The organism is Bacillus sp. MUM 13, assembly GCF_001866725.1.
GTDB lineage: Bacteria > Bacillota > Bacilli > Bacillales > DSM-1321 > Peribacillus.
Window position 1 is genome coordinate 1 of record NZ_MLYQ01000133.1, and the last position, 10,889, is coordinate 10,889.

Annotated in this window: 13 protein-coding genes; 8 read left to right on the top strand and 5 right to left on the bottom strand. The window is 35.4% G+C overall.

Translation table 11 applies throughout. The features are described 5' to 3' along the window. Positions 1-192: 192 nt before the first annotated feature. Positions 193-1,488 (top strand): replication-relaxation family protein, encoded by a 1,296-nt coding sequence (locus tag BIV59_RS21470; RefSeq protein WP_071353499.1) that lies wholly within the window; start codon positions 193-195, stop codon positions 1,486-1,488. 835 nt (positions 1,489-2,323) lie between these two features. Beyond that, complete coding sequence (locus BIV59_RS21475; protein WP_071353500.1) at positions 2,324-3,391, top strand: DnaA N-terminal domain-containing protein; 1,068 nt, start codon at positions 2,324-2,326, stop codon at positions 3,389-3,391. Positions 3,392-3,447: 56 nt separating this feature from the next. On the opposite strand, the gene BIV59_RS21480 is transcribed toward BIV59_RS21475, so the two are convergent. Continuing rightward, entirely contained in the window at positions 3,448-4,062 is a 615-nt protein-coding gene (locus tag BIV59_RS21480) for an RsfA family transcriptional regulator (RefSeq protein WP_071353501.1), read from the bottom strand. Positions 4,063-4,838: 776 nt separating this feature from the next. Here BIV59_RS21480 and BIV59_RS21485 point away from each other — a divergent pair. The 4 genes from BIV59_RS21485 (at position 4,839) to BIV59_RS24300 (ending at position 6,358) form a co-directional block, all read left to right on the top strand. Then, a complete protein-coding gene (locus BIV59_RS21485; protein ID WP_071353502.1) occupies positions 4,839-5,162 on the top strand; it encodes a hypothetical protein in 324 nt (107 codons plus the stop codon). A 195-nt stretch (positions 5,163-5,357) separates the two neighbouring features. Next, entirely contained in the window at positions 5,358-5,717 is a 360-nt protein-coding gene (locus BIV59_RS21490; RefSeq protein ID WP_071353503.1) for an antitoxin VbhA family protein, read from the top strand. 1 nt (position 5,718) lies between these two features. After that, on the top strand, positions 5,719-6,171 hold the full coding sequence (locus tag BIV59_RS21495; protein ID WP_071353504.1) for a Fic family protein: 453 nt from the start codon (positions 5,719-5,721) through the stop codon (positions 6,169-6,171). A 61-nt stretch (positions 6,172-6,232) separates the two neighbouring features. Next, positions 6,233-6,358 carry a hypothetical protein gene (locus BIV59_RS24300; protein WP_276205162.1) on the top strand — a complete coding sequence of 42 codons (126 nt, stop codon included), beginning with the start codon at positions 6,233-6,235 and terminating at the stop codon, positions 6,356-6,358. Between the two features lie 196 nt (positions 6,359-6,554). On the opposite strand, the gene BIV59_RS21500 is transcribed toward BIV59_RS24300, so the two are convergent. Next, on the bottom strand, positions 6,555-7,181 hold the full coding sequence (locus tag BIV59_RS21500) for a hypothetical protein (RefSeq protein WP_071353505.1): 627 nt from the start codon (positions 7,179-7,181) through the stop codon (positions 6,555-6,557). Continuing rightward, a complete protein-coding gene (locus BIV59_RS21505) occupies positions 7,162-7,635 on the bottom strand; it encodes a hypothetical protein (protein ID WP_071353506.1) in 474 nt (157 codons plus the stop codon). Before BIV59_RS21505 ends, BIV59_RS21500 begins: the two co-directional genes overlap by 20 nt. Positions 7,636-7,849: 214 nt before the next feature. Between BIV59_RS21505 and BIV59_RS21510 the strand changes: the two genes are divergently transcribed. Next, positions 7,850-8,863 (top strand): S66 family peptidase, encoded by a 1,014-nt coding sequence (locus BIV59_RS21510; protein WP_071353507.1) that lies wholly within the window; start codon positions 7,850-7,852, stop codon positions 8,861-8,863. Positions 8,864-9,238: 375 nt separating this feature from the next. Here the strand turns inward: BIV59_RS21510 and BIV59_RS21520 are convergent, their stop codons facing one another. Then, entirely contained in the window at positions 9,239-9,637 is a 399-nt protein-coding gene (locus BIV59_RS21520) for a substrate-binding domain-containing protein (RefSeq protein WP_071353509.1), read from the bottom strand. Beyond that, positions 9,634-10,092, bottom strand: coding sequence for a GyrI-like domain-containing protein (locus tag BIV59_RS21525; RefSeq protein ID WP_071353510.1), 459 nt, complete (start codon positions 10,090-10,092; stop codon positions 9,634-9,636). The genes BIV59_RS21520 and BIV59_RS21525 overlap by 4 nt, the downstream gene beginning before the upstream one ends. A gap of 578 nt (positions 10,093-10,670) precedes the next feature. Here BIV59_RS21525 and BIV59_RS21535 point away from each other — a divergent pair. Continuing rightward, a partial coding sequence (locus BIV59_RS21535; RefSeq protein ID WP_139194436.1) for a hypothetical protein occupies positions 10,671-10,889 on the top strand: 219 nt, incomplete at its 3' end.

Here is a 10,889-nt window from a genome sequence, read left to right on the forward strand (position 1 = left end):
AATAAGTCTTGCAAAATTGTATATTCATTTGCATATTATTAATAAATATACATAAATATCCCCCTGTACTTTTAAACAATTGGTGTTATAATAAATTCATATTTTAATAGCCGAAAGGGAAAACCCCTCAACGAAAAAGTGATTACTTTTATTCCGTTGAGGGGTTTTTTTGTTGCTGAAGGAGAGTGTTTAATGAGGAAGCGTTACTATATTAAAAATGGGAAAGGTCTTGAAGGTGTCTATCTTGATAATGAAGATTTGCGTATTTTGAAATTCATTTGGAATCAACGCCTGCTTACAACTCGTCAAATTGCCTCTTATTATCATGAATTAAAAGGTATTACACAAAAAGGCGTTGCAAACAAATTAAGAAGCTGGGCTAAATATAATGTCTTGGTTGCAAATGAATATGTTATAAGAAAGCAATTTGGTATTCACTTTAAATACTATAGAATTGGGAAATTTGGTTTTGAGATCCTGAAGGAAGAAGGACTTATACAATCAAAGGAAAATGTAGAACTGGATTATAAGTGGTTCACAAATTCCATAAAAAATATAGAACATTTTTTTGCTACCCAGGAAGTTGTTACACAATTGCATTGTTATCTTTTGCACACAACTTTTGATTCTGTGTTCCCCCTTAGGAATCCACATGAAAATGCGTTAGCTGAAAACCAATTGGTGCTTCCGGATTGGGTAGTCTCGAAGGAAAATACGATTGTGAATATTGAAACCGACTCTGGTAGGGAACAACTAACAGTTATTGAAAATAAAATCAAAAACTACGAATTTATTGCTAAAAAGCATCCAGAAAATACTTATCATATTTTATTTTCTGTCATTGATGATAGCTTTAAGTCTCTTATGTATCAGGAAAATCGGGAAAAAAGAGTAGCTGGTATAAAGAATCAAATGCTAACCCGTCCATTTCTCAGGATAGAAAATTTATATATTCATGTTGTACCGCTAAAATCTGCAGGGTTGGTAGCAGCTAATATCTTAAATGGTGATGCCCCGTTAATTTCGGAAAAACGGCAGGAGATAGTGGAAGATAATATGAATTTTGTATGGAATACAATTTTTGATGATTTTCATTTCAAAATAACCGCATGTGATGATGATATATATCCAAGTAATCTTGAATCTAATTATTATGCCGATAAGTGTGTTTGGTTCCAGGATAAAATAAACAAAGAACGTAAATTTCGAGTTCTCGTGGTAGTCATGGAGGAGGGCAGTTTCAAAGCCTTTGATCGTCTTCATAGGCTCGACCAATTTAACAATGGACCAAATCAATTTAAATGTCAGATTGAATTTATTTTGGTGATGTATCGAACAGACGAAGAATTACAGCGGGACGTATTAGGGAGGAAATTTGAGAAGATGCTTTTTGGTTCTCTCGAAGGCTGGTTGGAGCAAGAGTCTGAAAGCCCAATATTTTATTATACAAAAAGTTCATATAGAAAAGAGGTGACGGAACTTGTTTAAGGAGTATAGCCCTTTTAAAAAAGATTCCGACCATTATTTTTTATTATTAATTTACGTGTTTATATTTTTTCAAGCACTCTGCAACGGTTTATTATAATTCAGTTAGGTTGAAGCTTTTAGACTCTTATTGTAAGAAACACAGCACAGTGCAGGAAATCGAATGGAAGGTATCGGGTTGAAAAAAGATACAGCGAAAGAAAAGTATGTGAAACCAAAAAAATCGTTATATGGCTAGTTGAGGTGTATGAACATAGCCCCCCTTGGTAGAACAAATCTTTGCCACTTACTTTTTATCAAAGGATGTAGATTAAATAGAAAGTTCTCTAAAAGTTATACAGGACAATGCATTCTATCATTCCTATAATGGAAAAATTTTACCGGAAGGTTGTTTTATATTTTTTCAGTTAATAGGTATTCAGGTGAGTTTTCAATTGCATTGCTTGATGTAAAGTGTTTAAATAAGTTTAACAATACTAATATAGACAAATGGGAAAGCCCAAGATTTTTCACAGCCTAAACAGGTTGTATTTATCATTGGGCTTTTTCTAATTGTCTAGAATTCTTTCGACTGGCCACGTTAAGATAATAGTTTTTGTCAATTTGACTCTTTCTATTTAAGCGATATAAGTAAAATGTAAACCAAAAAAATATATAAAAAACCCACTGGTTTTATTGAAATAATCTACTATTAGTTTGGCCGCTAAAGATTATATGAACCGGAAGATGGAATTTCTTACTGTTTTAATTTCTTTTAACAACTAGTTGAGATTAATTCTAGCGAAATCCTCTTTTTTAAAAATTTCCTTAATCAGTGAAAGTAATGGAGGATTTTATATTGGATGAAAATAAAAAGAATTTAAAAGGCACTAGTGATGATTTAACATATTTCCGCAGAGTTAAATCCGAAGGGAAAGATCCCCGTTTAAGATTTGAGAAAAAGGAAAATGGGGAAGTCTTCTCAAAAATAGTTAATTATCCCGCAATGGATAAAGTATTCTTTTCGAACTCTGATGTTACTAATTTTTCTTTAGATAAATACGGTAAAAGTATTCCTTATGTCGAGGGAGAAATAACGATATTAAATAACTATTTCTTCGATTTTTGGAGCTATTTCCTTACTGCTGAAGGTGTAGCTTTATATGGTCATTTAAGAAGATACGCTTACGGAAACAAGGACTGGTGCTTCCCAGATATAAAAAAAATTGCTCTAAAGATGGATAAGAGTTATCCTGCAGTTTTAAGATATATGGAAGTTCTGGAACACTTTGGTTTTATCTACAAATTTAGTGTTTTGAATAAAAGTAAGGAAAATTTAGAGTCAAAGCCAATTTTTAAAATACGTAAGATGATTCCCCTTCTAACAAATGTACTTATAGAAGGGAATAGTGACCTTATAATCCCGTCAGACGCCAAACCACATATGCAAAATGCTTACAAAAAGGAAATTATCGGTTTACCTAAAGCCTTAAGGGATGATCACGAGAAGTATTTAAAAGAAATTTTTCAAGTGAATGACGATTTTAACATGGACAAACAGTTAGATTTCGAGGAAATATTTTCTAAATTGGTGTCTACTGGCCATGTGTATCGCACCAAAAGAAGAAGATCTCAAATTAAGCAGATGGAAATTCATACTGTATTGAGACAAGAAATGACTGAGCAAGAGGCCATAATACTGGAACGGTTATTAGAAAAAGCACAACACAAAATTTCTAAGCCTTCTTATGAAACTTGGTTTGCTAATATCTTGTTAAAAAAGGACTCTAAAACATATACTATATTTGTTCCAAATGAGTTTGCTAGAGATTGGATTGAAGATAAGTACATACAATCAATATGCGAATGGCTAAAAGAACTTGATGAAGATATAGAAAACATAAGAATAGAACTATTAGCAAACTGAGAGTGAATTTATTCACTCTTTTTTTAATCTCAAAGCAACTACTTGTTCACACTTCTTTAGTTTTTCTTTAGATGCTTTTTTTTATCATTTTGGAACTTCATACTTTCGCTATATCTTTCTTCTTCCTGAACTCTAAGCATTCTTGCTTTTTCCATAATAGAAAGTAGAATAGTATAATCTTCTTCTACATTTTTAAGCTTATTTTTTAGAATGTTATTTTCCTCCACTAAAGATAAAATCCATTCTGAAAGTTTGTCGTTTTCAGCCTGAATTAGTTTTTTTTCTTCGATATATAATTTGTACTCTTCACTCAGTTTGGAAAGATTTCTTACCACTTCCTTAGTGGTTTCCAAGTAATTATTTTCTGCACCAATAGTTCCAGAGGCTGCTTCTTTTTCTCCCATATACGCGATGTCTTTTCTTTCTTCTTCAGATATTTGTCCCTTACTATCCTTTCTCTTTTTCTTGGCTTGCTCAATGTCGGTTTTATATTGCTTCCTAACATATGAATTCCACCGAAAACCACATGCAGCAGCTGTTCGAGACATTTGTATTCCCACTTCCTCAAAGGCTCTTAATTGAGTACTGCCCTTGCCTATGTGCTCTAATACTACATCTGCTAAGATTATATCTTCATCTTGCGTCCATCCATCTTGTCTAGCTATCGACATCTCTTTACCTCCAATAGTAATTTTATTTCATATATATGCTATAGCTAGTCAAGAAAGAAGAAGAAGTAATTGTCTTAATATAAATTAATCGTGTTCTTCTTATACGTGTATTCATTCTTTGAAAAAAGTAAAATCACTTTTAACATAAGTATTAGTTATTATTATTTAAAGATTATTAAAGTAATTGTATTTATTCTGTATTCGCAAATTGTTATACCGGGCCCTAACAAATTGTTATAGCCTATTTCTGCTACAACAATTTGTTATAGCGTGGAAAGAGAAAAAAATGTGGATAACTCCGCTATAATAAATTGCTATAGCCTGCTATAACAAATTGTTATACCGGGGTTACCAAATTGTTAAAGCTGCTATAACAAATTGTTATAGCGGGGTTATTAATTTGTTATAGCGAGAATGAATCATCGTTTTATAATTATTTTGGGTTGGGGTCCGGCTGTAGAGGGGAGAAATCCTTTTGTTGGTTCAACGGTAGGACTCTTTACGGTGGACTTGTGAGAGGCCATCAATTAATTAAAAATGAGGTTTTGATTACTGAAAGAGGATTATTCCATTATTTATTCGTGAGTAAAAATAACTCAGAAAGAATAAAAATTGTATAAAAATCCTTTTTGGTTGTTGTATAGCAGTCTAAATGCCATTTTGGAGGAAAAACTACTGATTTTGCGGATACAACGGACGGGAAAATGTGATTTTGCAGATTTTACCTCGGGTTTTTACCAACGTATAGTTAAGGCATTGGAAAAGGAGGGTCTGCGATGTATAAGGTCATTAATGGAGTGGAAATTACAGAAAGAAGGGGGAATTTTTTCGGATCTATAATCACTGAAGTGAAGTTCACGGATCCGCTTTCGGGCCTCATGGTGAATGCGGATTTTCAGCAGGTGAAAGTCATGGGAGCAGGAAGGATGTGGTTCTATGCGGTGAAAAATATGACAGAAAAGAAGTATTCCTCAAGGCGCAAAGAGTATGGTGTTGTAATTGCAAAAATGCATAACCGCCTGCTGGGATATTATCAGGATTCCTACCTGAATATAAATGAGGTCTTTTTGGCGGATCACATCAACCGATTATCTCTTTGACTGGGGGTTCGAATCATGCGGATTCAAATATTAGGAAAGGTTTGAATAGCTATAATGGACACAATTTCCCCAATCCAATCCATTCTTGTTTTTCCTTTTTGTTTATATGTTTTAAACGTTCCGTAACATATTACGGTTTATTTTGTGTATAATATATATAATACCAATAATTATAAAGAAAGGGCTGACGATTCTATGGAAAAACCATCATTTACTGCCGATCAGCTTGTGTCAGCATCCGTTGCTGCAAAAAGTTTTGGATCTCTGCGGAAAAAGGCAAAACATGTGCCTCAATTCATTACCGATAATGGAGTCGTAGGGGAAGTCCTTCTGGATTATAAACAGTATGAAGAGCTGTATGGCCGACTTCGGAAACTGGAGGAGTCAGAGGAGAAGCGGAAATCATGGGAGCAGGCGCTTGAGCTTAACCAGATTGACGGTCATTATGAGCCAAGCCCTTTATTATCCGATATGATGGAAAAAGAAATACAGGGGGAACTATCCTCAGGCGAGATTGTGGAAAGATTGAAGCAATCCTATAGACAGCCGGAATAAGATGTCTGATATTTATGTTTATAAGGGAACGAATGTTTTGATCAAGTCCCTTCATATAAAAGACCCTGATGTCCTTGAATTAGCAGAAAAAGAAATCACCACTGTCCGGCTGAGACATATATCAAAAGGGATATTGACGGAAGGGTTTTATGATGTGGATCATTACAGGCAGTTTCACCGATATATCTTTGGGGACATTTATCCCTGGGCAGGAAGCCTGCGCACGATTAACATCTTTAAAAATGAAAGGGAACTGAATGGATACCCTCTTGAGTTCGTGGATCATGATATAGTAGAATCCCACTTAAACTGGATTTTCACCAGGATGAATGAACTTCCCTGGGCTTCCTTTTCTGATAATGAAGGAGCACATCATCTGGCCCGTGTCATGTCAGAAATCTGGAGAGCCCATGCGTTAAGGGAATACAAGAACGACGATTACCTTTATAAGTGAATTTGCAAAATACCGGGATTTTGCCCTTGAGTCGAGCCTGTTTGCCAAGCATGCCGTATATGTGAGGAAAGCACTTGTTGCTTCAGTATTTGAAGATGAGGCACTTGGCAAACAAAGAAATTTTGAGCATTTGGAAAAAATTCTAAAGGATGCCATCGTCCGGGGGAAGAACGGGAGAGGCAACTGACAATGCAGAATGCAGGTTACTCCTATCAAACATGGTATTATATTGTTAAAACGACCTTGATAAAAAAGGTTAAAGTCCATTTTTTAACCTTTTTTATCAAGGCCAGCAAGCGGAGCGCGGTAGAAATCATTCAATGATTTATCGGGCTCACTTTCCACTTTCCATGCGGCAAATATGGCTGCATTATCGCTCCTGTTCATTCGTAATCCTTAAGATGAAAAAGGATGTTCTTTTGAATGCTGGAAGAGTTCCCGTTTTCTTTTATTTGCTTGATAAAGTCCAAATAGAGGATGGTGATCAATTCCTCAATCGTGATATGCTCGTCCATTAAATAGGGGGAGAGATCATGCAGGAAGACTTCACCACGCAGGACCTCGGATTCCTTCATGCGCATAGTGATGAAGGCTTCCTTCTCATTCGCTCCACTCTCCGGTACAATGTCCTCTTCAATGGTTTCAAAGGCAAAAATATGCTGATTCAGCGCTTTTAACACCCGTTTTTGTTCCTTTTTGTTACTTAAATGCCCCCTCTTACCGGCTATCAAAAACCACGCAATCTGCTTGTTGTCGATTCCTTTTCTTATCTGTGTGATGAAATCATCGTATAGCAGGTGGATCAATACAGCGATATCAAAGCTGGAGGGGACGTCCTCATACATGTCCAGCATATCCTCCACAAATACCTTGCCCCTTAAATAATCGTAATAGTTCACTGTCAATGTCAGATATTTTCGGCTGCTGAAGATATATTCAAAAAAGCCCTTTGGTGCTGCGCCTTTTAATTTCTGCTGCAGGAGGTTTAGGCTACTGTAAGATTTCTTCAAGGGAACCCCCCTTTTCTATCCATTGCAAGACGGAATGGACTACCATAAAAACTACTCTCCGGTCGGATGCCTGTTTTTGAATGGCGATTCCATAAGGACCTCCAATGAGTCGATACTCTTCCTCTTTGGGCATGGTATGCATGTAAATTTTCGTATCCTCATATTCCAGGTCCCATGAGACTCGTTCAATCCTTTTTAATCCATATAGTAAAAGGGCGGTATTGAAGACGGTCTGGCTCATAGGCTGTCCATTTTTTAAGTACCCTAAGTATCTTGCCTGCTTGCAATAGGTACGCAGCTTCATCTGCATGAGAGTGTTGACAGGAAATTTAATATTATGGCATTTATCATTTCGTGGCTGTCTATTTTTCTTTATTTTATTCGTAGTATTTTTTAACACTGACTTGTTATTTATGTGATTTTCCTTTTGAAACATCGGATTTAAGCTATTCACTAAATTTCCCCCCAATACATCTGCCTAGTCGCTTTTTCCACTATTCCACTTTGTATTACATATATAGAAGAGCAAAGCCCATTTTAGAACCTCTTTCAGAGAGTAGTGTGCCAAATAGAGTGGTTAGGGTATTAAATTGAACTGTTTTGTATCGAAAAGATGTAGACTTTCCTTTTTAATGGTAAAATATTGTAAAGGTATAGGGGGATTGTTTATGATAAAATATCCTTTTTTAGAAGAAAGGGCAACAATAGGGGTTACCGCACCATCATCAGGTGTGCCAAAAGAATTACACGGACTTGTGGAAGATGCCTGTAACCGTATGAAATCAGAAGGTTTTGAAGTTATTTGCGGCAATACGGTTTGGACCCAAAACAAAGTACGGTCATCCTCAGCTAAATTTCGAGCAGATGAGTTTAATAGAATGATGCAGGATGAAAATATTCAACTTATTATACCCCCGTGGGGTGGAGAACTACTAATTGAGGTGCTTGAATATATTAACTTCGATGATATACAAAATAAGTGGATATTAGGCTATTCTGATATTAGTCTATTATTATTAGCTATTACTTTAAAAACAGGTATTGCTACTGCTCACGGAACAAATTTAGTTGATTTAAGGGGAGAATATTCAGATGAAACGACAGCGATGTGGCAGTCTGTTTTATCCACTAAAAAAGGCGATTCAATCCAACAACATTCATCGGAAAAATACCAAGAAGAATGGCAGTTTGATAAGCCTACTCCATATGTTTTCAATTTAACCGAACAAACCCATTGGAAAACAATTTCAAACAATCCAGTCAAGATACAGGGACGTTTACTTGGAGGGTGTATTGATGTTATCAGGCATATAATCGGAACACCATATGGAGATGTATCTACCTTTAGGAAAAGGTATATTCAAGATGAGCCAGTTATTTGGTTTCTTGAAAATTGCGAGCTAATAAATACCGATTTGCGTCGGTCTCTTATTCAGATGAAATTGGCTGGTTGGTTTGATCATTGTTCAGGTATTATGTTCGGCAGAAGTCCAGCTAATACTCCTGTCAAAGAATATACAGTTGAAGAGGTATATGTGGAACTTTACGAAGAGCTTCAAATCCCAATAATATATAACATTGATTGTGGACACGTTCCACCTCAAATTACTTTTATAAATGGTGCATATGCTGAAATTGAGACAAAAAATGGACAGGGCACAGTAATACAACATTTTAGATGAAAAAGTAAACGAAACTAAAAAAGCTCAGAGCACCAGGCTCAGAGCTTTTTTTTGCTGCTAATTATTAAGCAGATTTGGTGATAATTTTAGCGCGAAGTTGTTGAGAATGACGAATCAGGCTGTCTCAAAAAGGGGATGACCCCCTTATGAGGCAGCATTTAATTAATGACCTAAATAGTGGAAACCGATTTTTGGAGGATGGATTTAGTTGGTATTATGGTTTGACGTTCTGGATTACTTCCCTCCTTAATCTTAAAAAAAAGGACCTTGCTGCGATATCCCCAAGCTTTTTGACCGGAATCTCCTTACAGGTCAAGGAAGGGGATAGAAATGGATAAATATTAGGGTTACTTTAGCCGGACTACCTATAGATCTTCAGGGATTGATATCCCTTTTTCTGCCGCAATTTAAAGCCGTCGGCATTGTGCCTGCAATAAGCATCTTAGCTGCTAGATGGGCTGCATCTACTGTATAATCGCTGTCAATGATCCTTTCATTATTGACTGCTAAACCATTGGACCTCATACAGCCTATGAATCCTTCCAGCCGGTCTATTGATACATCATAATGTAGCGATGAGTGCAGGTATGCAATATCCCTGTGGCCTCTGTCTATCAGGTATTGGGTAAGGTCAAAGCTATCCTGATAGTTGTTTGTATTGACTGAGAATACATTCCTAAAGTTTCCATCTACTTTTCCAATCACCACAATAGGGATATAGAATTGGTCAATCTGCCGGACAATTAAAGCATCAACATTATTGAAGATAATCAATTAACAGGTATCCAGATTTCCATTTCGTATTCGTTTGTATACTCTTTTCCGAACATTTGAGATTTCACAACTTCTATTTCAGGCATCCCTTTTTTTATTGAATAACCCTTCCTATCGAAAATTTCCCATATTTGTCCATATGTATTAGGAATCTCATTAGCATTGCCAATGTGGGTAAACACAAAATATCTTTGTTCTGGAAAAGTGTGCAAGGTCATTCCTTTTTTCACCTTATGGAAATCAACTTCTTCTATTTCTATTCCGCAGGTATAGAAATAATGGTCACTTCTTGGCGGGAGGCAAACTCCGATAATATTTTCTTTATCTTTACCAAATTCTTTATATGATTGGTCCAATAAATCGGGTATAGGATGAACCATCTCCCCACTCCACTTACCTGGTGCACTAAAACCTAAAATAACAAATGACTGCTTTAGTATTTCTCTGAATTGCATTCTTTCTTCCTCCCACTGAAATTATTCCACCATCCTACCCGTTTGCATATTAGTTATATCATAAAGACCGTAATTTTAGAGGGATTTCATAGAAGTTTATGGAAATACTATTAGTTGCATTAATAAAAAGTGAGAAATATAAAACTAAATTAATTGTGCTGATATCTCTGTTTCTAATTTGGATTATAGGTACTGCAATACCTGTAATGTTAATTGATGAAAATTATATTCTCTATTATCTGGGACCAGATTATTCTGATTATTCTTTTATAATCTTAAAGATAGGTTTATTTATACTACCGGTATTTTATTTATGTACACCAAACCGAAAGCACGCCCTTCAAGTGCTTCTTTGTTTGGGTCTATCAGCATTCTTTTTAGTGATTTTTATTCTGTTGGAAGATTTTAATCCTACTTTCATGTAACACTAAACCTAAACTATCGATAGTTTTTTCTTATTTGTTAATATGCTTGGAGTGTATTTTATTAGTGGAGTTTCAATTTGAATTAACAAATTATTCCTTAGTTTGAATTGAATGATACAAATCGAATGTGTCTTTTTGAGAAGAGGTATTAACATGAAATTCAAATCAAAGCATATATGGGTTGGTATACTCTTTATTGTTTGGATCGTAGGATGTGTAATTTCTATTTTGACAGCAAAAACCGTTTATGATTTAGACAAGGGGAAAGAAACAGCCGTTGTTTGGTTAGTCATTGGTTTTTTTATTATTCCATTTTTTTATATGTATACTCCAAATCAGAAATATACTGCTGTTGTAATTACATCCCTTGTT